23 protein-coding genes are annotated in these 19,003 nt (G+C 68.8%); 11 read left to right on the top strand and 12 right to left on the bottom strand.

The window, feature by feature from the left end:
- Positions 1–36 precede the first annotated feature (36 nt).
- Positions 37–1,515, top strand: coding sequence for a glycoside hydrolase family 28 protein (locus tag FKR81_RS04315; RefSeq protein WP_146349612.1), 1,479 nt, complete (start codon positions 37–39; stop codon positions 1,513–1,515).
- Here FKR81_RS04315 and FKR81_RS04310 read toward each other — a convergent pair.
- The 3 genes from FKR81_RS04310 to FKR81_RS04300 form a co-directional block, all read right to left on the bottom strand.
- On the bottom strand, positions 1,512–2,330 hold the full coding sequence (locus FKR81_RS04310) for an SAM-dependent methyltransferase (protein WP_146349611.1): 819 nt from the start codon (positions 2,328–2,330) through the stop codon (positions 1,512–1,514). The genes FKR81_RS04315 and FKR81_RS04310 overlap by 4 nt on opposite strands.
- Before the next feature lie 162 nt (positions 2,331–2,492).
- Positions 2,493–3,206 (bottom strand): S1 family peptidase, encoded by a 714-nt coding sequence (locus FKR81_RS04305; RefSeq protein ID WP_146349610.1) that lies wholly within the window; start codon positions 3,204–3,206, stop codon positions 2,493–2,495.
- Between the two features lie 82 nt (positions 3,207–3,288).
- Complete coding sequence (locus FKR81_RS04300; protein ID WP_235921292.1) at positions 3,289–3,678, bottom strand: hypothetical protein; 390 nt, start codon at positions 3,676–3,678, stop codon at positions 3,289–3,291.
- 255 nt (positions 3,679–3,933) lie between these two features.
- On the opposite strand from FKR81_RS04300, the gene FKR81_RS04295 reads away from it, so the two are divergent.
- Both FKR81_RS04295 and FKR81_RS04290 read left to right on the top strand, forming a co-directional pair.
- Complete coding sequence (locus FKR81_RS04295; RefSeq protein ID WP_146349608.1) at positions 3,934–4,872, top strand: diacylglycerol/lipid kinase family protein; 939 nt, start codon at positions 3,934–3,936, stop codon at positions 4,870–4,872.
- A gap of 236 nt (positions 4,873–5,108) precedes the next feature.
- Positions 5,109–5,363, top strand: coding sequence for a WhiB family transcriptional regulator (locus FKR81_RS04290; RefSeq protein ID WP_146349607.1), 255 nt, complete (start codon positions 5,109–5,111; stop codon positions 5,361–5,363).
- Between the two features lie 146 nt (positions 5,364–5,509).
- On the opposite strand, the gene FKR81_RS04285 is transcribed toward FKR81_RS04290, so the two are convergent.
- Both FKR81_RS04285 and FKR81_RS04280 read right to left on the bottom strand, forming a co-directional pair.
- Complete coding sequence (locus tag FKR81_RS04285) at positions 5,510–6,988, bottom strand: sensor histidine kinase (protein ID WP_146349606.1); 1,479 nt, start codon at positions 6,986–6,988, stop codon at positions 5,510–5,512.
- 3 nt (positions 6,989–6,991) lie between these two features.
- Complete coding sequence (locus FKR81_RS04280; protein ID WP_146349605.1) at positions 6,992–7,210, bottom strand: biotin/lipoyl-binding carrier protein; 219 nt, start codon at positions 7,208–7,210, stop codon at positions 6,992–6,994.
- Positions 7,211–7,267: 57 nt separating this feature from the next.
- Between FKR81_RS04280 and FKR81_RS45940 the strand changes: the two genes are divergently transcribed.
- Positions 7,268–7,342, top strand: a complete 75-nt coding sequence (locus tag FKR81_RS45940) for a 50S ribosomal protein bL37 (RefSeq protein WP_096498094.1) — start codon at positions 7,268–7,270, stop codon at positions 7,340–7,342.
- A 41-nt stretch (positions 7,343–7,383) separates the two neighbouring features.
- Here the strand turns inward: FKR81_RS45940 and rsrA are convergent, their stop codons facing one another.
- Entirely contained in the window at positions 7,384–7,647 is a 264-nt protein-coding gene (rsrA, locus tag FKR81_RS04275) for a mycothiol system anti-sigma-R factor (RefSeq protein WP_146349604.1), read from the bottom strand.
- Positions 7,644–8,360, bottom strand: coding sequence for a sigma-70 family RNA polymerase sigma factor (locus FKR81_RS04270; RefSeq protein WP_407936498.1), 717 nt, complete (start codon positions 8,358–8,360; stop codon positions 7,644–7,646). Before FKR81_RS04270 ends, rsrA begins: the two co-directional genes overlap by 4 nt.
- Here FKR81_RS04270 and ybaK point away from each other — a divergent pair.
- The gene (gene ybaK / locus FKR81_RS04265; protein WP_146349602.1) at positions 8,359–8,835 is read left to right on the top strand and encodes a Cys-tRNA(Pro) deacylase; all 477 of its coding nucleotides are present in this window, start codon (positions 8,359–8,361) and stop codon (positions 8,833–8,835) included. The genes FKR81_RS04270 and ybaK overlap by 2 nt on opposite strands.
- On the opposite strand, the gene FKR81_RS43305 is transcribed toward ybaK, so the two are convergent.
- The 4 genes from FKR81_RS43305 to FKR81_RS04250 all read right to left on the bottom strand — a co-directional run bounded on the left by FKR81_RS43305 (position 8,832) and on the right by FKR81_RS04250 (position 11,520).
- Positions 8,832–9,005, bottom strand: a complete 174-nt coding sequence (locus FKR81_RS43305) for a hypothetical protein (protein ID WP_186762759.1) — start codon at positions 9,003–9,005, stop codon at positions 8,832–8,834. The genes ybaK and FKR81_RS43305 overlap by 4 nt on opposite strands.
- A gap of 15 nt (positions 9,006–9,020) precedes the next feature.
- Complete coding sequence (locus FKR81_RS04260) at positions 9,021–10,085, bottom strand: hypothetical protein (protein WP_146349601.1); 1,065 nt, start codon at positions 10,083–10,085, stop codon at positions 9,021–9,023.
- Positions 10,086–10,180: 95 nt separating this feature from the next.
- Positions 10,181–10,792, bottom strand: a complete 612-nt coding sequence (locus FKR81_RS04255; protein ID WP_146349600.1) for an alpha/beta hydrolase family protein — start codon at positions 10,790–10,792, stop codon at positions 10,181–10,183.
- Positions 10,789–11,520: an SOS response-associated peptidase gene (locus tag FKR81_RS04250; RefSeq protein ID WP_146349599.1), complete on the bottom strand. Its 732-nt coding sequence runs from the start codon at positions 11,518–11,520 to the stop codon at positions 10,789–10,791. Before FKR81_RS04250 ends, FKR81_RS04255 begins: the two co-directional genes overlap by 4 nt.
- 86 nt (positions 11,521–11,606) lie before the next feature.
- On the opposite strand from FKR81_RS04250, the gene aroA reads away from it, so the two are divergent.
- The 5 genes from aroA to FKR81_RS04225 all read left to right on the top strand — a co-directional run bounded on the left by aroA (position 11,607) and on the right by FKR81_RS04225 (position 16,125).
- Complete coding sequence (gene aroA, locus FKR81_RS04245; protein WP_146349598.1) at positions 11,607–12,875, top strand: 3-phosphoshikimate 1-carboxyvinyltransferase; 1,269 nt, start codon at positions 11,607–11,609, stop codon at positions 12,873–12,875.
- Positions 12,876–12,883: 8 nt separating this feature from the next.
- Positions 12,884–13,882, top strand: coding sequence for a ribosome small subunit-dependent GTPase A (rsgA, locus tag FKR81_RS04240; RefSeq protein WP_146349597.1), 999 nt, complete (start codon positions 12,884–12,886; stop codon positions 13,880–13,882).
- Positions 13,883–14,254: 372 nt separating this feature from the next.
- Positions 14,255–14,482, top strand: coding sequence for a hypothetical protein (locus FKR81_RS04235; protein WP_146349596.1), 228 nt, complete (start codon positions 14,255–14,257; stop codon positions 14,480–14,482).
- A gap of 25 nt (positions 14,483–14,507) precedes the next feature.
- Positions 14,508–15,248, top strand: coding sequence for an NAD-dependent epimerase/dehydratase family protein (locus FKR81_RS04230; protein WP_146349595.1), 741 nt, complete (start codon positions 14,508–14,510; stop codon positions 15,246–15,248).
- 58 nt (positions 15,249–15,306) lie between these two features.
- Complete coding sequence (locus FKR81_RS04225; protein ID WP_146349594.1) at positions 15,307–16,125, top strand: pentapeptide repeat-containing protein; 819 nt, start codon at positions 15,307–15,309, stop codon at positions 16,123–16,125.
- Here FKR81_RS04225 and pruA read toward each other — a convergent pair.
- Positions 16,122–17,750 (bottom strand): L-glutamate gamma-semialdehyde dehydrogenase, encoded by a 1,629-nt coding sequence (gene pruA / locus FKR81_RS04220; RefSeq protein ID WP_146349593.1) that lies wholly within the window; start codon positions 17,748–17,750, stop codon positions 16,122–16,124. The two genes, FKR81_RS04225 and pruA, sit on opposite strands and share 4 nt — an antisense overlap.
- Before the next feature lie 6 nt (positions 17,751–17,756).
- Here pruA and FKR81_RS04215 point away from each other — a divergent pair, with 6 nt between their 5' ends.
- Complete coding sequence (locus FKR81_RS04215; RefSeq protein ID WP_328593122.1) at positions 17,757–18,173, top strand: VOC family protein; 417 nt, start codon at positions 17,757–17,759, stop codon at positions 18,171–18,173.
- Positions 18,174–19,003: the final 830 nt, after the last annotated feature.

The following is a 19,003-nucleotide window of genomic DNA, read 5'->3' as shown; positions in this document are numbered from 1 at the left end:
GCCGCCTCGACGCACACGAGGAAGGACCTCTCAACGATGAGGCGTCGAACGACGGGAGCGCTGATCGCGCTCATCACGGGTGCGGCTCTGTGCGTTCCCGGCGTCGCCAGTGCGGCGACGTTCAACGTCAAGGACTACGGTGCCAAGGGCGACGGCAAGGCCGTCGACTCGACCGCGATCGACAAGGCCATCGCGGCCGCGAGCGCGGCGAACGGTGGCACCGTCGAGATCCCGGCAGGCAACTACCTCTCGCGCTCGATCCACCTGAAGAGCAACGTCACGATCAACATCCAGGAAGGCGCGCGGATCATCGCGTCCGGCAGCGGCATCGACGCGCCGGAGTCCAACTCGAACTCCAAGTACCAGGACTTCGGGCACAGCCACTTCCGCAACGCCCTGCTGTGGGGCGAGAACGTCGAGAACATCAACTTCACCGGCAAGGGCGTCATCGACGGCGCCAACAAGCTCGAGACCGGCGAGAACATCCCGGCGGGCAAGGGCGACAAGATGCTGTCGCTGAAGTTCTGCAAGAACGTCAACATCAGCGACGTGACGTTCCGCGAGGCGGGCCACTTCGCGATCATCGTCAACGGCTGCGACGGCATGAAGCTGAACCGCATCAAGGTCGACAGCCCGGACGACCGCGACGGCATCAACTTCATCAACAGCTCGAACATCGAGCTGGCCGACTCGACGATCATCGCCAGCGACGACGCGGTGGCGTTCAAGAGCGACTACGCGACCGGCAAGACGTTCCTGAGCCAGAACAACGTCGTGCGCGACTCGACGATCCAGTCGACCGAGAACAACGCCATCCAGTTCGGCTCCGAGACGTGCGGCAGCTTCAAGAACATCAAGTTCCTGAACCTCAACGTCACGGGTGCCTCGAAGGCCGGTCTCGGCATCGTGTCCATGGACGGCGCGATCATCGAGGACATCACCTACGAGAACATCAAGCTGACCAAGACGGCGTCGCCGATCTTCCTGCACATCGGTGACCGCGGCCGGTGCCCCGGCAGCCCGAAGGCCGGCAAGATCCGCAACGTCTCGTACAAGAACATCACCGGCACGAACCTCACCGCGCCGCGCGACATCCCCGGTGACCCGGAGTACGCGACGACCATCAACGGTCACAACAACTCCGACATCGAGAACATCACGTTCGACAACGTGAAGCTGACGGTGCCCGGTGGCCACAAGGAGTCCGACGCGTCGAAGTCGCCGCCGGAGGTCACCAAGGAGTACCCGCCGCGCATCTTCGCCGTGCGGCCCGCGTTCGGCTTCTGGCTGCGCCACGCGGCGAACATCAAGTTCCTCAACAGCGAGATCCAGTACGACAAGGCCGACGGCCGCCCCGCGTTCGTCACCGACGACGTGCAGGGCGTCACGCTCGACGGCGTGAAGGTCGAGCGCAGCACCGGTGCGAACGACGTGCTGTGGCGGAAGAGCAGTGGTCAGCAGATCACGAACAGCTCGTCCACGACCGGCCAGGCGCTGAGGGTCAAGGCGTCCTAGCGGATCTCGGCGACTGTTCCGTAGCTGGTCGCGTCAGCGGCGGCGCTGGCACCGGGGACCTCCCCGTCTGCCCGCCACTGCGCGGCCAGCACCAGTCCCGGGTCGAGCAGCTCGAGGCCGTCGACGAACTCCTCGATGTCCTTTTTGGACCGGGGCATGATGGGCGTCTCGGTGAGGGCCGCCAGCGTGATGAGCTTGTCGACGAGCTCGGGCTCGACGTCCTTCGTCAGGTGCGTGAGCGCGATCAGGCTGCCGGGCGCGATGAGTTCCCGGTACGCGGCGATCACGTCGCCGGGCTCACCGGGTTCGAGCAGGTACGGCAGCACGCCGATCATGAACACCGCGACCGGCTGGCTGAAGTCGATGAGACTGCACGTCTCCGGCGCGTTGACGACCTTCTCGGCGTCGCGGAGGTCGGCCTCGACGATCGTCGCGGAGAGGTTGTCCCGCAGCATGGTGCGGGCGTGCGCCACGGCCACCGGGTCGAAGTCCACGTAGACCACGCGGCACGTCGGGTCCAGCTGGAGCGCGATCTCGTGCACGTTGCCCGCGGTCGGGATGCCGCTACCCAGGTCGAGGAACTGGCGGACGCCCTGGTCGACGCAGACCTTCACCACGCGCCGCAGGAACGAGCGGACACCGCGGATCATCTCGGCCACCGGGAAGTCCTGACCGGACTCCTCGGCCAGCTTCCGATCCACGGCGAAGTTGTGCGCGCCACCGAGGAAGTAGTCGTACAACCGGGCGACATTCGGGCGCTCGGCATCGCCATTCGTCGTCACCCGCTTCGGGCGGTCCTGCACTGCGCACCTCACCCTGCTCCCTGAGCGGCGCGAACGCTGGCAAGACGGTAGCTGGCTACTCCGTTCGTGTCCATCCACCATTAGTGAACACGCAGGGTGATTGAGACAGGGAAATTTCCGTTTTGGGCGCTCTTGCGGACGCGAGGTCCGCAAGAGCGCCCAAGACGGCCTAGGTCAGACGCCGGCCAGCGAACGGATCCACGGGCGGTAGCGGGTGATGTTGGTGTACGCGGAGCGGGTCGCGCGGTCCGAAGTCGACGCGACGCCGACCTGCCTGCCGGACGCGAACATCGGGCCGCCCGAGTCGCCGCCCGCCGCGATGCCGTCACCGCGGCGCACGCACACCGCGATGCCGCCGCGGTAGTCGCTGCAGCCGACCGACGTCACCGTCGTGTTGGCGTACTTGAGGTACCGCGACTGGCACTGGATCTCAGGACGATCGGTGCACGTCGCGCCCCAGCCGAACAGCTGCACGTTCTGGTTCACGCGCACGTCGGTCGTCGTGCCGAGCGGGGAGTAGGTCGTCGAGACGGAGCGGTTGATCCGCACCAGCGCCAGGTCCGCCGACGGGTGCGTGGTGATCTGCGTGGCGTTGACGAGCGTGCCCGCGGTCTGGTCGATGCTGCCGACGCGGAACGTGTACGTGCCCTGTGACGCGACGCAGTGCTGTGCGGTCAGGATCCACGTGGGCGCGATGATCGTCGCCGAGCAGTTCTCCCGCCCGTTGACGAACAGGCGGGCCGCCCACGGGGCGCTGGAAGCGAATCCGCCGCCGATGATGTACGGCTGCAGGTCGCCGTCCGGGGTGGATGCCGGGGCCGCGTTCGCGGCCGGTGTGAGTGCGAGCGCCGCCAGGAAGGCGCCCGCGATCGCGGTCAGTACGCGCATGAATGGTCACCTCATGAGTGCAGGGAGTGGTGAAGCCACCACGCACAGCTTCACTCGAAGGAGTGACCTGGACCACCCGCCGTTAGTCGGCTTCGTCCGTCAGTCCCAGTGCCCACGCGCGTGCGTCCCTTGTGAACAGCAGGACGAGAACGGCGGCGCAGTAGAAGCCCGCGAGCGAGCCGATCAGCTGCTGTCCCGAAGGGCCGTAGGCGTACCAGGCGCAGCCGAGCAGCAGCAGCTGCGTGACGATCACCGGACTGCGCGCCGCGTGTTGTCCGCGCCACAGCAGGGAAGCAGCGAAGATCACGCCCGCGAACAGCAGCACGAGCACACCGGCGGCGCCGAGGATCTTGTTGCCGGACGGCACGCCCTGCACGACCCGGACGACGAGGGCGACGGCGAGAGCGATCCCTGCCGCTCCCTGCAGAACGGTGAGAGCCGCCGCGATCCGCACAGCACGGGGAACCTGCACGAGAACGGCCCTTCCTTCACGTTGCGTACCGGTCACGGATCGTAGGCCACCCGGTTGGTGGTCTCACTTCGCACGTCGCTCGGGGGAAGATCAAGGGGCCTTCAGCGAGCCGGCGGTCGGGCCGGGGTGCACTCGCCTCGAGGCGCGAGCAGGACCGAGCGGAAGGGAGACTTGCGCCACTTTCGTGAGGGACGAGCCACCCTGAGGGAGGACATGCGGGGCGCGAACGGTCACGCACTGTCCTACTCTTCGGTAGTGCGCGCTCTACTAGTGGTCAACCCGCAGGCGACAACGACTACGCCCGCGGGCCGTGACGTACTTGCGCACGCCCTCGCGAGCGACGTGAAGCTCGAGATCGTCGAAACCTGCTACCGCGGGCACGCGGCCGATGCCGCCGCCCAGGCGGTCGAGGACGGCTTCGACCTGGTCGTCGCCCACGGCGGAGACGGCACGGTCAACGAGGTCGTCAACGGTCTCCTGCGCGAAGGCATCAGCCCGCGCGTCCCGATGATCGGGGTGGTCCCCGGCGGCTCGGCGAACGTGTTCGCCGGCGCGCTCGGACTCCCTCGCGACCCCGTCGAGGCCACCCACCGGCTGCTCCAGGCCATCGAGCACGGCACCAGCCGCCGGATCAGCCTCGGCCAGATCGCCACCGACCAGGAACAGGTCAGCGGCCGCTGGTTCACGTTCAACGCGGGCATCGGCCTGGACGCGGACGTCGTCGCCGGTGTCGAGCACAAGCGCGCGAAAGGCCGCGAGGCCAGTCCCGCTCTCTACCTGCGGACCGCGCTGAAGTCGTACGCGAAGCTCCTGCGGACTCCCGCGCACTTCACCGTTGAAATTCCAGGTGAGGAACCCTTCACCGATCTCGGCATGGTGTTCGTCTCGAACACCGATCCGTGGACGTACTTCGGTGACAAGGCGATCCAGCTGAATCCGAGCACCGGCTTCGACGGCGGACTCGGGCTGTCCGCACTGCGCACGCTGCGCGTCCCGACCGTGGCGAGGTACATCACGCAGGTCCTGGCGCACGGGAATCCAAAGGGCGGGAATCTCGTTCGGCGTGACGACGTTTCCTATGTCAGAGTGACGTGCGAGGAACCCGCCAACCTGCAGGTGGACGGTGACTTCCTCGGCACGACGACAGCGGTGGAGTTCCGGGCGGTTCCCGAGGCGCTGACAGTCTGTGTGTGACTGTTCGTGATCGGTGCGTGACCGTCTCGCTACCCATCCGGGATGTTCGGCTCTCGACCGACAGCGCAGCGTGAAATCGCTGGTGAACACCGTCGATCGTTTGGGTGAGTTCACTCACCGGGTTAGTGCGAACCCCTTGACATCCCAGCCGTTCGTGAAAGCATTCACAAGCACCCCAAAACCGACCGCTGACAACCGGCGTGCCCATGAGCGCGCCTAGCTGAGGAGTAGTTCTAATGGACTGGCGCCACACGGCGATCTGCCGCGACGAGGACCCCGAGCTGTTCTTCCCCGTTGGGAACAGCGGTCCTGCGCTCCTGCAGATTGCCGAGGCGAAGACCGTCTGCCGTCGCTGCCCCGTCGTTTCCGACTGCCTCGCGTGGGCGCTCGAGAGCGGCCAGGACGCCGGCGTCTGGGGCGGGATGAGCGAAGACGAGCGACGCGCACTCAAGCGCCGCAACGCCCGTACGCGGGCCCGCAGCAACGCCTGACCTCCCGTCAGGCGGTCTGCCGCGCACAGCTGAACATAAGAAGGGCCCGACACCGTGCCAGGTGTCGGGCTCTTCTGTTTGCACACCCTCCCGCATGACCACGTGACTACCGCTGAGGCAGGTCATCACGTGTGCACGGCGTTAGTTTAGCGTCGGCCTCTCAGGGGCACGCGCAGGACCGCCTCAGTACCGCCTCGAGGCCTTCTCCGCAAGCTCAACGAGCCCCTGAGTTCCGAGTCGACGAGGGTGCGGACGATCTGCAGCCCGAGCCGTTCGGTGCGCTCCAGCGAGAAGCCCGGCGGCAGGCCGCGGCCGTCGTCGGAGATCGTCACGTCGAGCCACTTCGCGGACCGCTCGGACTGCACGACGACCTCGCCGCGCTGGCCGGGGGCGTAGGCGTGCTCGAACGCGTTCTGCACGAGCTCCGTCAGCACCATCACCAGCGGGGTCGCGATCTCGGCCGACACGATGCCGAACTCGCCCTCGCGGCGGACGACGACCTGGGTCTCGGTGACGGCCACGTCGCCCATCATCGGAATGACCTTGTCCACCACGTCGTCGAGGTCGACGCGCTCGTCGACGGACATCGACAGCGTCTCGTGCACGAGCGCGATGGACGTCACCCGGCGCACCGACTCGGCGAGCGCCTCCCGTGCCTCCGGGTTGGTCATCCGGCGCGACTGCAGCCGCAGCAACGCGGCCACGGTCTGCAGGTTGTTCTTCACGCGGTGGTGGATCTCGCGGATCGTCGCGTCCTTGGACATCAGCGCGCGGTCGCGGCGGCGGACGTCCGTGACGTCGCGGCACAGCACCAGCGCGCCGGCGGCCTGGCCACGTGGCCGCAGGGGCAGCGCGCGGAACAGGACTGCCGCGCCACGCCGCGACTCGGCCTCCATGCGCATGGAGGCCTGGCCGTCGAGCGCGGCCCTGATGCGCTGGGCGACCTCGGTGGCGTCGAACGGGTCGCCGATGAGCGAGCGCGTCAGCGGGGCCAGGTGCACGCCGACCAGGTCGGACGCGTGGCCCATGCGGTGGTAGGCGCTCAGCGCGTTCGGCGAGGCGAACACCACGGCGCCGGACGGGTCGAGCCGGATCAGCCCGTCGCCGACGCGCGGGCTGGTGTGCACGTCCGGCGACGGCTCGGCCGTCGGGAACGTGCCGTCCGCGATCATCTGGCACAGGTCGGCGGCGCTGCCGAGGTAGGAGATCTCCAGCGGGCTGGGCACGCGCGGGACCGCCAGGTTCGTGCTGCGGCTCAGCACGGCGATGACCTGGGTGCCGAGTCGCACCGGGATCGTCTCGCGCCGCACCGGCACGCCCAGGTGCCAGCGCGGGTCCTCCTCGCGGCAGATGCGCGACTCGTCGACGGCGCGCCGCAGCTGCGGGTGCTCCTCCACGGTCATGGTGCTGCCGACCACGTCCTCCGGGTGCGCGGTGGGCGCCGTCGTCGGACGGGCCTGCGCGACGCACAGGAAGTGACCGTCGTCGAGCGGGACCCACAGGTTGAAGTCCGCGAACGACAGGTCCGACAGCAGCTGCCACTCGGCGACGACCAGCTGCAGGTGGTCCACCGCCGCGCCGGAGAGCTTGGTGTGCTCGGCCAGCAGATCCGTGAGCGTGCTCAGGTGCTACTCCTCAACGACCGCGATCACGTCGCCCTCCTGGACGACGTCGCCGGGGTGCACCCTGATGTCGACCAGCGTTCCCGGGTACTCGGACCGTACGGGAATCTCCATCTTCATCGACTCCAGGATCACCAGGTCCGTGTCGAGTGTCACGACGTCACCCTTGTGGGCGAGCACCTTCGTCACGTTGCCCACGATCTCCGCCAGCACCTCTTTGGACATCGGCCCCGCCCTCCATGTCACACTGGGATGAAGCAGTTCAAATTCAAGGAGATACCGATGTCGAAGCGTGCCCGCAAGCGCCGCGACCGCAAGAAGGGTGGCGCGAACCACGGGAAGCGCCCCAACGCCTGACAAGAAAGGCCTGGTCACCAGCGGTGACCAGGCCTTTTGTTTCAGCTGGGTTCAGTTCTGATCTCGACGATCGTCGCCCTGATCCGTTGCTTCAGGTTCTCCGGCGCGTGCTCGCCGCCGCACTTGCGGGCCAGCAGCGTCTTGAGGTGCTCCTCCAGCCCGAACTGCTCGAGGCACGGGTGGCACTCGTCGAGGTGCGTCTGCAGCGCCTCGCGCCGCGTCTGGTCGCACTCCTGGTCGAGGAACAGCCACACCTCGGACAGCACTTCGGAGCAGTCGGTCTCGTGGGGTTCGCCGCAGTTCATGACGACGCCTCCCCGTTGTTGCGCAGGAAGCCGCGCTCCCGCGCGACGTCGGCGAGCTGGTCGCGAAGCTGGCGGCGGCCCCGGTGCAACCGGGACATCACGGTGCCGATCGGGGTGCCCATGATGTCTGCGATCTCCTTGTAGGCGAAGCCTTCGACATCGGCGAGGTAGACCGCGATCCGGAACTCCTCCGGCAACCGCTGCAGTGCTTCCTTGACGTCGGTGTCGGGCAGGTTGTCCATGGCCTCGACCTCGGCGCTGCGCAGCCCGGACGAGGTGTGGCTCTCCGCCTGCGCCAGCTGCCAGTCCGTGATCTCCTCGGTCGGCTGCTGGATCGGCTGGCGCTGCTTCTTGCGGTAGCCGTTGATGTAGGTGTTGGTCAGGATCCGGTACAGCCAGGCCTTGAGGTTCGTGCCCTCCGAGAAGGACGCGAACGCCGCGTAGGCCTTGAGGTACGTCTCCTGGACCAGGTCCTCGGCGTCCGCCGGGTTGCGCGTCATGCGCAGGGCGGCCGAGTACAACTGGTCCAGCATCGGCATCGCGTCGCGCTCGAACCGCGCGGCGCGCTCCGCCGAGGTCTCCGTCTGCGTGGCGGGCACCGCGCTCCTTTCCCGCCGGGTCAGGGTCGGCACCGAGGATACGCGGGGGCGCTCGAGCAACGTTGTCACCACGTGCGGTTTCAACTTCTCGGGGCTGGTAGGAATTCCCACCATGGCCGGACGTGGGACGCCCGCCACAGCTCTGCTGGAGAAGCAGCGCGTGGCGCACACCTTGCACTCCTACTCGCACGACCCTCGGCACGAGTCGTACGGCCACGAGGCCGTCGAGGCTCTGGGGCTCGTGCCTGGGCGCGTGTTCAAGACGCTGGTGGCCGAAGTGGACGGGAAGCTCGCCGTGGGGGTGGTGCCGGTCACCGGGCACCTGGACCTCAAAGGACTCGCTGCCGCGTTGAAGGGCAAGAAGGCGCGGATGGCCGAGGTCGCGGCCGCTGAGCGGGCCACCGGGTACGTCGCGGGCGGGATCTCGCCGTTGGGGCAGAAGAAGCGGTTGCCCGTGGTGATCGACGCTTCTGTTGTTGGGTTTGAGACCGTCTTCTGCAGTGCTGGGCGGCGGGGGCTCGAGGTGGAGATCGCGCCCGATGACCTGATCAGGCTCACCGGTGCCGTGGTGGCCCCGATCAGCGCTTAGTCGCGGCCGATGACGTATCGGAGCACGCCGAGCACGGTGATGCCGCCGACGACGGCCAGGCCGATCGCGGGCTTGAGGTAGATGAGGACAGCGACGCCCGCCGCCGCTCCCAGCAGCACGAAGGCACGCAGGCTGAGGAGCGGCTGCTCTCCGGCGGATTTCTTGGACACGAAGCCCTCCTCTGCCTAGGCGACGGTGCGGGCGGCCTGGCGCGCGAGGACCTGGTGCTTGCGCTCGTTGACCTTGTGCTTGATCCGCACGCCGTCGCGGGCGTCACGGCCGCACGCGACCGCGGCCTCTTCCCAGGTGAGCGAGTAGTGGGCCTTCGCCAGCACGACGACCCGGTCCTCGATGCTGAGGAACGACAGGACCGACGTGATCCTGGGGTCCCACGTGCAGTTCTTGAGATCGGCGGCGAAAGCGGTCAACTGCTCGACCACGAGGTCTTCGGGCGATTCGGTGGATCCGGCGGTGTCAGCCCAGGTCTCGGCGAGAGGGCGCCACGCGCGAGACTGGACTCTGGCCTCCGCCTTGCGCCGCCGCTCGAACTCCCCGTCGTCCGGCAGGTCACCGAGAGGCATGGTGAGCAGGACGTGCTTCATGGTCTGCACAGCGAGCCGGGTGGGCTGCATGCCGAGGTCACCTACGAACTCCGCCACGGCCTTCTGGGTCTCAGCCGAGTCCGGTCCCTTCACGATCCGGCTCCGGACCGTCAACGCCTGACAGGCCGCACCTCGTGCGGCCCGGACGGCCACCTGCGCTGCCGGCTGGTCCCACGCGAGCGAGGCAGGTGCATCGCGCAGTCGAAGCCAGTGCCGGATGAGGTCGCCGACAGCGTCGCCCGCTTCATCAGGGTCAACTGCGAACGAGTGCCACCTGGCGTAGACGTGACGCCATGGGCGCCTTGGCTGAGCTATCGACGGCCTCAACAACCAGTCGAACAGATCGGCCTTTCCCGCGGACCATCCATCTGCGTAGACGCGCAAGGTGCGATCGTTCGACGCGAACCAGCCGCTCAACCGGACGGTGCTCGGCAAGTCCGCCAGCGTGTAGCGCACAGCTCCACGCACGTGGTCGCGGTTGCGGCGCCATGCCGGCTGGTACGGCTGGAAAAGACCAACTCCCACAGGGACGTGGTCGTCGGCGAAGTGCGCGGCACCGGCGAAACCCGTCCGCACCAGCCAGGTCGCGGTGGCGTTCGGCAGCGGGTCGTCCACGAGGGACGGCGGCCAACCACACGAGGTCATCATCGTTCTGTCCTTCTCACGCAGAAGTGCTTCTACCTTCTAGGCGTGAGAACCGGCCAGATGTCGGATCAAAATTTGTGATCTGAGCCACGCAGGCCTCAGTCGAGGGGGCGCAGGACGCGGTCCAGCCACTCCCCGACCGCCCGCCCGACGTCGTCGATCGACGCCTTCAACGAGTGGTCACCCTTGAGCAGCACGAGCTCACGGTGATGAGCGGGCGAGGGCCGACCGAACGGGTCGGTCTCCCCCTGCACCACCAGCGTCGCGACCTCGACCCCGTCCAGCTCGGGCATCCGCGACTTCTCCGGCTTGCCGGGAGGGTGCACGGGAAAGGCCAGGCACAACACCGCGACGGCCTGTCCCTCGGAGGCGGTCCGGCACGCCACCCGAGCCCCGGACGACCGGCCGCCGAACACGAGCGGCAACCCGTCGAACCACCGTTCGCCGAGGTCGTCGACGACGGCCAGCCAGGCGGCGTCGAGCTGGGCGGCGGGAGCGGGTGCACGCCGTCCGGCGACGCGGTACGGCTGCTCGACCAGCGCCACGTGCACTCCGACGGCGTTGGCGGCGTGGCAGGCCGCCACCAGGTCGGGTGCTTCGACGCCACCGCCGGCGCCGTGGCCCAGCAGGAGTGCGGCGCGCGGCTCGTGGGCGCAGTGCAGCGCGGCCCGCGCGGGGCCGTGCGGCGTCTCGACCAGGATGGACGTCACGACAGCTCGAACAGCGTCGGCGCGGGTTTCTCGTCCTCCGCGAGCCCGACGCGCTCCATCAGCGACGGCTTGTTGTTCTTGACGCTGTTCACGTCGGTCGACACCGGCCGCAGCTCGAGCGCGTCGACCAGCGACGGCTCCGAGGCCAGCAACGCGGACGGGTCCTGCGACGTCGGGTCCAGCCACGCCGACCAGCGGTCCTGCGGCAGCAGGAGCGGCATGCGGTGGTGGACCTCGGTCATCGCGCCGATCGCGTCGGTCGTCAGCACGGCGCACGTGATGGTCGGCTGGTCGTCCTTCCACCACACCGACCAGATGCCCGCCATGGCGAGCGTGGCACCGTCGCCGAGGGTGATGAAGTACGGCTGCTTGCGCCCCTCGCCCGGCTGCCATTCGTACCAGCCGTCGGCGGGCAGGATGCAGCGCCGCTTCATCGCGGACTGCTTGTACGCGGGCTTCTCCAGCACGCTCTCGGAGCGGGCGTTGATCATCTTGGCGGCGCCCGAGAGGTCCTTCGCCCAGTGCGGGACGAGGCCCCAGCGCATCACGCGGATGCTGCGCTCGACGTCGTCTTCTTCCGCCGGTTTGCGTTCGACCACCGCGAGAACGTGCTTGGTGGGAGCGATGTTGTAGTCGGCTCCCGGCGCTTCCTCGCCGGTCCCGTCCACCGCGTCGAACTCGGCAGCGAGCAAGGCCGGGTCCTTGGTGGAGGCGTACCTACCGCACAAGTCCGATCACCTCCGAAGCAGTCATCGTCGCACGTCATCAAGGCCGGTGCGAGCCGCCCTACGGTCGATGCGGGATCATTCGGGGCATGACTTCGCAGTGGTCCGCCCCCAGCGCGCCCGGTCCTGTCCGCGCGACGGTACCCGTGCCCGGCTCCAAGTCGATCACCAACCGGGTGTTGGTGCTGGCGGCGCTCGCCGACGAACCGTCCACGGTGCACGCCCCGCTGCGCAGTCGCGACACGGTGCTCATGGCGGAGGCGCTGGCGAGTCTCGGCGCCGAGATCGCCGACGGGCCGGACGGCAGCTGGCTGGTGCGTCCCGGCGCGCTGCGCGGACCGGTCGACGTCGACTGCGGCCTCGCGGGCACGGTCATGCGCTTCCTGCCGCCCGCCGCGGCGCTGGCGGACGGCGAGATCCGGTTCGACGGCGACCCGCACGCGCGCGCGCGTCCGATGAGCACGGTGCTCGGCGCGCTGCGCGGGCTCGGCGCGGACGTCACCGGCGACGCGCTGCCGTTCACGTTGCACGGCAAGGGATCGCTGCCCGGCGGCGAGGTCACGATCGACGCGTCCGGCTCGTCGCAGTTCGTGTCCGGGCTGCTGCTGTCCGGCGCGCGGTACGACGACGGCGTGACGGTGCGCCACGTCGGCAAGCCCGTGCCTTCCTTGCCGCACATCGACATGACGGTCGACGTGCTGCGGTCCGCGGGCGTCACCGTCGAGACGGAGCAGGACGTCTGGCGCGTGCTGCCCGGCCCGATCGCCGGGCGCGAGTGGCACGTCGAGCCGGACCTGTCGAACGCGACGGTGTTCCTGGCGGCGGCCGCGATCACCGGCGGCGAGGTCACGATCCCCGGCTGGCCGTCGCACACGACGCAGGCAGGCGACGCCGTGCGCACGATCCTCGAACGCATGGGTTGCACGGTCACGTTGTCCTCCAACGGACTGACTGTGCGCGGCCCGGATCGACTGTCCGGTGTGGACATCGACCTGCACGACGAGAGCGAGCTGACGCCGACCGTGTGCGCGCTGGCCGCGCTGGCGGACGGGCCGTCGCGCATCCGCGGTGTCGCGCACATCCGCGGCCACGAGACGGACCGCATCGCCGCGCTGGTGAACGAGATCAACGGGCTCGGCGGCGCGGCGACGGAGACCGAGGACGGCCTGACCATCGACCCGAAGCCGCTCACGAGCGGCGTGTGGAAGGCCTACGCGGACCACCGCATGGCGACCGCCGGTGCCATCATCGGCCTGGTGGTGCCTGGCGTCTCGGTCGACGACATCGGCAGCACCACCAAGACGATTCCGGATTTCCCTGGGATGTGGACGCGGATGCTTGCCAAAAAGGATGGATGAGGCCTGAAGTGGCTAAGCGGGACTGGCGCAAGCTCGACGAGACCGACGTCCGGGTGCGCCCCGGCAAGGGCACGAGGCCGCGCAGCAAGCGCCGCCCCGAGCACGCCGACGCCGAGACCGGGATGGTCATCGGCGTCGACCGCGGCCGCTGGACGTGCGCGATGGACACCGGCGCCGTCGTCACCGCGATGCGCGCCCGTGAACTGGGCCGCACGCCGGTCGTCGTCGGTGACCAGGTCGGCCTGGTCGGCGACGTGTCCGGTCAGACGGACACGCTGGCCAGGATCGTGCGCGTCGAGGAGCGCACGTCCGTGCTGCGCCGCACCGCCGACGACACGGACCCGTTCGAGCGGGTCGTCGTCGCGAACGCCTCGCAGCTCGTGATCGTCACCGCGCTCGCGGACCCGCAGCCGCGCACCGGTTTCATCGACCGCTGCCTGGTCGCGGCGTTCGCGGGCGGCCTGGAACCGCTGCTGTGCCTGACGAAGTCCGACCTGGCGTCGGCGGACGAGCTGCTCGCGCTCTACACCGAGCTCGACGTGCGGGTGGTCGTGACGCGCTTCGACGAGCCGCCGTCCGAGCTGGAGGCGACGCTGACCAACCGGGTGTCCGCGTTCATCGGCCACTCGGGCGTCGGCAAGTCCACGCTGGTCAACAAGCTGGTCCCGGACGCCAACCGCGCGGTCGGCGTGGTCAGCGGCGTCGGCAAGGGACGGCACACGTCCACGCAGGCCGTCGCGCTGCGGCTGCCTGCGGGCGGCTGGGTCGTCGACACGCCGGGCATCCGTTCGTTCGGGCTGGCGCACATCACGCCGGACGACATCGTGAAGGCGTTCCAGGACTTCGCCGAGGCCGCCGAGGAGTGCCCGCCGGGCTGCGGCCACCTCGGCGCGCCGGAGGACCCGGACTGCATGCTGGACGAGGTGACCACGTCGACGCCGGGCAGGCTGGCGTCGCTGCGCAGGCTCCTCGCGTCGCGGGCGGGTATCGACGACCACGGGGACTGACGCGATGCGGGCGGTGCCTGGCGAGATCCTCAGGCTCAAGATCGCGAGTTGTGCACAGTGGCCGAGTTGTCCACAGATCGCCGAACGGCCGCTTGACCTGCGGATTTACCGGTAGACTGGAGCGGGGCGCACCCCCCGGGACGGGTGGGGGCTGCCCTGCCGCGCTTTCGCGCTTGCGCGTGGTCGTCGAGCCCTGTCAGCTGCTCAAACCCGACGACTTCGCGGGTACGGGCCCGTTCGCCTCCACGCCGGTTTGAGCCCGCAGGATCAGTTGGCGTGCCGAGTGCTCGCCAACCTCCCCGCGGCCTGGCTTCGCCGAAACGACGGCGTGACGCGCGTGCTGACCGCACAATCGTCCGGAAGTACGAGGACGTGGTCTTCCGGGAGCCGAAGGGGTCGGAGGAGATCGTCGACGGCCACTCGGTCTGGTCGTCGTGCGAGCCCGCCGACCGGGAGTTGTGGTGCATGTCCACCACCGCGGTGACCGAGAAACACGTGCTCAGCGTCTCGGTGCGGCGGGCGAAGGCACCGGCGGAACGCGTCCAGCCGCTTGCGCAGGAGTGGCTGCCGAAGATGTTGAAGCGGCTGCCTGTCACGTAGTTCCGCGCTGTCTCGTCCACTGGTCATGAAGGTTTTCGTGATCGGTGCGACCGGTGTCATCGGACGAGAGGCCGTGCCCCAGCTGCGCGCGGCGGGACATGAGGTCGGTGTGCTCGATCGGCACACCACCAGCATGTTCGACGAGCAGGCGATGGTCAGCGCGCTGACCGGGTACGAGGCTGTCATCAACCTCGCGACCCGCATCCCGCTCGGCCTGAAGATGCTGCGCGCGAGCGGCTGGGCGGACAACGACCGCATCCGCACGGAGGGCACCGCCGTCCTGGCGCGCGCCGCGGAACAGGCGGGCGTGCGCGTGGTCGTGCAGGAGGGCATCTCGTTCGTCTACGCCGACGGCGGCGACGCCGAGCTGGACGAGACGGCGCCGATCGACGCCATCGGACCGACCCGGTCGTCCGTCGTGGCGCAGGAGAACGTGCTGCGGCACCCCGGTGGCGTGTTCCTGCGCATCGGGATGCTGCTGGGCGGCGCGGCCGCGCCGCCGCCGGTGTTCGTCGGCAACGGCTGGATGTCGGCCGTGCACCCCGCGGACGCCGCCGCTGCCGCGGTGGCCGCACTCGGCGCGTCACCCGGCGTCTACAACGTCGGCGCGGACCCGGTGCGCAAGCACGACATGCGGCGGCCGCACCTGCCGCAGGTGTTCGCGAGGTTCGCGTTCGTGTTCGGACGGTCCCAGCGGGTCGTGACGCACAAGCTGACCGCTGAAACGGGGTGGCGGCCGCGGCACGAGGCGACCGAGCTGTTGTGAGGTCTGCTAGGTTCTGCGCTTCTTCCGATCAGCGCAGAGATCTCATGGCGGATCGCCCATGGCTGAGAACCAGTTCTCCGGAATCGCCGAGTACGTCGTCCAGACCGACCACGTCGACACCATCCACATCCGCCGCGGCGTGTCGCGACGAACGGCACTGTCCTTCATCGGCGTCGCACTGGCCGCCGCTGCGGGGGCCGGCATCTGGTCCGTCGCCTCCGACAGCGACTACGAGCAGGCGCTGGACGAGTTGGATGACCCGGATCTGGGCGTGCGCGGCGAAGCGGTCAAGAAGCTCGGGGTGATCGCCCGCGAACGTCCAGGCCTGCACCGGCCCGGCATGGAGTCGCTCGCCGCGTTCATCCGCAAACGCAGTCCAGCCGTTCTGAGGGAAGACGGCCTACCGGTCGACCAGAACAAGGAGCCGGACAAGGATGTCCTCGACGCGGTCGCCGTCATCGGCGGCCGCGACGTGTCCCACGACAACGGCCTTGTGCTCGACCTGTCCGGAGCCAGCCTGCCGGGTGTGCAGTTGCAGCACGCGCATCTGCCCAACGCGAACTTCCGCAAGGCCAACCTCACCGGCACCCGCTTCGAGGATGCCCACCTCCAGGGCGCTGTCTTCGAGCATGCGTGCCTGAACGGCGCGCACCTGGAGCGAGCAGTGGCGTGGGGTGCGCAGTTCCCTGGTGCGAACCTGTGGTCCGCCGTCCTGAACGAGACCAAGCTGGACGGCGCGAACATGGACGGGTTCATCGGTCTCATGGAGGTCAAGGGCACCGACCTCCGAAAGACCGAGAATCTTCCCGCCCGCGGGCTCGCCGAGCCGACAGAGCACGCCCGGTACATCAGTGACGACTGGACGCGGTGGCCCTAGCCCATGTGCGGATAGGTGTGGTCGGTCGGCGGCGCCAGGGTCTCCTTGATCGAACGCGGGCTGACCCACCGCTGCACGTTGAAGATCGCGCCGGCCTTGTCGTTGGTCCCGGACCCGCGCGACCCGCCGAACGGCTGCTGCCCCACGACGGCGCCGGTGGGCTTGTCGTTGACGTAGAAGTTGCCGGCGGCGAACCGCAGGGACTTCTGCACCTCCAGCACCGCGGACCGGTCACGGGCGAACACAGCCCCGGTGAGCGCGTACGGCGTGGAGTTGTCGACGGTCTCCAGCACCGACCCGAACGAGGCGTCGTCGAACACGTGCACGGCGAGGATCGGCCCGAAGAACTCCTGCGTGAAGATCTCGTGGTGCGGGTCCGTGCCGAGCAGCACGGTCGGGTCGACGAAGTAGCCGACCGAGTCGTCACAGGTCCCGCCGGCCAGCACCTCGACGGACGTCGAAGCGCTCGCCATCAGCATGGCGCCGCGGTGCTTCTCGAACGCCCGCGAGTCGATCACGGCACCGCCGAAGTGCGAGAAGTCGGTGACGTTGCCGTAGGACAGCGACTTCGTGACGTCCAGCAGCTGCTCACGCACCCCGCCCTCCCACAAGGACCGCGAGACGTAGGCGCGCGACGCGGCCGAGCACTTCTGCCCCTGGTACTCGAAGGCGCCGCGCACCAGTCCGGTCACCAGCGCCGCGGGGTCGGCGGACGCGTGGGCGACCACGAAATCCTTGCCGCCGGTCTCGCCGACGATGCGCGGGTAGGCGCGGTAGTGGTCGAGGTTCGCCGCCATGGTCTGCCACAGCATCTTGAACGTGCGGGTCGACCCGGTGAAGTGCAGCCCGGCGAAGAACCGGTCGGTCAACGCCACCTCGGACACCGCGTGGCCGTCGCCCGTCACCATGTTGATCACACCCGGCGGCAGGCCCGCCTCCTCCAGCAGCCGCATCGTGAAGTGCGCGGCGAGCTGCTGCGTCGGCGACGGCTTCCACACGACGGTGTTGCCCATCAGCGCGGGCGCCAGCGGCAGGTTGCCCGCGATGGCGGTGAAGTTGAACGGCGTGATCGCCACGACGAACCCGTCCAGCGGACGGAAGTCGAGCCGGTTCCACACCCCCGGCGACGAGATCGGCTGCTCCTCGAGCAGCCTGCGGGCGAAGTGCACGTTGAAGCGCAGGAAGTCGATCAGCTCGCACGCCGAGTCGATCTCGGCCTGCTGCACGGACTTCGACTGGCCGAGCATCGTGGCCGCGTTCAGCGTGTCGCGCCACGGCCCCGCGAGCAGGTCGGCGGCGCGCAGAACAACGGCGGCGCGCTCGTCGAACGGCAGCTCCTGCCAGGCGGGCGCGGCGTGCTGTGCGGCGCGCAGTGCGTCCGCCACGTCGGCGGACGTGGCCTGGGCCGACGTGCCCAGCACGTGGTGGCGGTTGTGCGGCTGGACGACGGTGATCGGGTCACCACCGGCCATGCGCTCGACGCCGCCGATGGTGGAGGTGAGCTCGTACCGAGTGCCTTCGAGCTCGGCGATGCGCCGCTGGAGGCTCGCGCGTTCCGCGCTTCCCGGCGCGTAGGTCCGCACAGTTTCGTTGACCGGTTCGGGTACAGACGTTACGGCGTCCATTCCCCCATGGTGGCACGCGCCACTATGGTCTGTCGGATGGCGCAGGTGACTGGAATCGGGGGCATTTTCCTTCGTTCCAGAGACCCGGCACGGTTAGCGGCCTGGTACCGCGAGAACCTCGGCGTGCCGATGAGCGACAAGGGCACGGTCACCTTCCACTGGGTCGACCACATGAGCGAGGACAACCCCGGCACCACGACGATGGCGTTGTTCGCGAACGACACCGAGTACTTCGGCGAACCCGGCCAACGAGCCATGCTCAACTTCCGCGTGGACGACCTGCGTGCGCTGCTCACCAAGCTCAAGGCGCGCGGCGTCGAGGTGCTGCCCGAGCTGGAGGACTCCGAGTTCGGCCGGTTCGGCTGGTGCGTCGACCCCGAAGGCAACCGCATCGAGCTCTGGGAGCCCGCCGACGGCATGTGACGGCCTGCGCCACACCCCTGGGCCGAGCGGCACGCGAAGCGATGCCAGCGCGCCAGGCTCTCGCAGGCGTCCCCTGCGCAGAGAACCCCCCGAATCGATGCTTCCAGCCGCCTCCGACAATTCCGGCCCATTTGCCGCGCCAATCCACGAAACCGGCGAGCAAGTAGCGAGCAGCAGCCAACCGGCACGTGCGTAGCCAGCACCAGCGATCCGGCAAGCGAGTAGCGAGCACCAGCCCGACCAGCAGCAGCGTGGCGGCCTGGGGTTGCGGTCATGCTCACGCAGGCGTCCCCCGCGCGTGAGAACCCCCGATCCATGCTCGCAGCCAACACCGACAATCCCCGGCCGCGAAGCGGCCTCAGCCATGAAACCGGTGTGCGAAAGCCAGCACTTCTGCGGCGCGGCGGAGACCCCGCGAGCGAAGCGAAGCCAGCACGCCGAGCAACCCTGAGGTTCCCCCGAACCGGCAGATACCAAGAGAGCACCGCCGAAACCGGCGCGAACCAAGCGAGCACCGATCAAACCGGCAGGTACCAAGAGAGCCGATCGAAAACCGGCAGGCACCAAGCGAGCACCAGCCAAACCGGCAGGCACCAAAAGAAAGGAGCGCCCGCCGCACTCCCAACCCCCGCACTGCCAACCGGGCGCGGCCCCCGAGCACAAACCGGCAGCCGAACGATCAGAACAAACTTTCCCGGAGGGCAGGGGGTGGGGAGGTCCTCGCTGATCAGGCGCAGCCTTGCCACATCGAAAAGCCCCTGTCAAGGCAGCTTTTCCGCCTTGACAGGGGCTTTTCGATGTGGCGACCGTGAGGTGATCAGCGAGGACCT

The sequence above is a fragment of the Lentzea tibetensis genome (genome assembly GCF_007845675.1).
Lineage (GTDB): Bacteria > Actinomycetota > Actinomycetes > Mycobacteriales > Pseudonocardiaceae > Lentzea > Lentzea tibetensis.
Note: the sequence above shows the minus strand (reverse complement) of the source record. Positions and strands in the feature narration are given on the sequence as shown.

Excerpts from the sequence above, each read along its gene's own strand:
- pruA (WP_146349593.1), bottom strand. The coding sequence starts at position 17,750 with ATGGACGCCGTAACGTCTGTACCCGAACCGGTCAACGAAACTGTGCGG.
- FKR81_RS04305 (WP_146349610.1), bottom strand. The coding sequence starts at position 3,206 with ATGCGCGTACTGACCGCGATCGCGGGCGCCTTCCTGGCGGCGCTCGCA.
- FKR81_RS04290 (WP_146349607.1), top strand. The coding sequence starts at position 5,109 with ATGGACTGGCGCCACACGGCGATCTGCCGCGACGAGGACCCCGAGCTG.
- FKR81_RS04270 (WP_407936498.1), bottom strand. The coding sequence starts at position 8,360 with ATGGTGGGAATTCCTACCAGCCCCGAGAAGTTGAAACCGCACGTGGTG.
- FKR81_RS04315 (WP_146349612.1), top strand. The coding sequence starts at position 37 with ATGAGGCGTCGAACGACGGGAGCGCTGATCGCGCTCATCACGGGTGCG.
- aroA (WP_146349598.1), top strand. The coding sequence starts at position 11,607 with ATGACTTCGCAGTGGTCCGCCCCCAGCGCGCCCGGTCCTGTCCGCGCG.
- FKR81_RS04225 (WP_146349594.1), top strand. The coding sequence starts at position 15,307 with ATGGCTGAGAACCAGTTCTCCGGAATCGCCGAGTACGTCGTCCAGACC.
- ybaK (WP_146349602.1), top strand. The coding sequence starts at position 8,359 with ATGGCCGGACGTGGGACGCCCGCCACAGCTCTGCTGGAGAAGCAGCGC.
- FKR81_RS04260 (WP_146349601.1), bottom strand. The coding sequence starts at position 10,085 with ATGATGACCTCGTGTGGTTGGCCGCCGTCCCTCGTGGACGACCCGCTG.
- FKR81_RS04280 (WP_146349605.1), bottom strand. The coding sequence starts at position 7,210 with ATGTCCAAAGAGGTGCTGGCGGAGATCGTGGGCAACGTGACGAAGGTG.
- FKR81_RS04230 (WP_146349595.1), top strand. The coding sequence starts at position 14,508 with ATGAAGGTTTTCGTGATCGGTGCGACCGGTGTCATCGGACGAGAGGCC.
- FKR81_RS04215 (WP_328593122.1), top strand. The coding sequence starts at position 17,757 with ATGGTGGCACGCGCCACTATGGTCTGTCGGATGGCGCAGGTGACTGGA.
- rsrA (WP_146349604.1), bottom strand. The coding sequence starts at position 7,647 with ATGAACTGCGGCGAACCCCACGAGACCGACTGCTCCGAAGTGCTGTCC.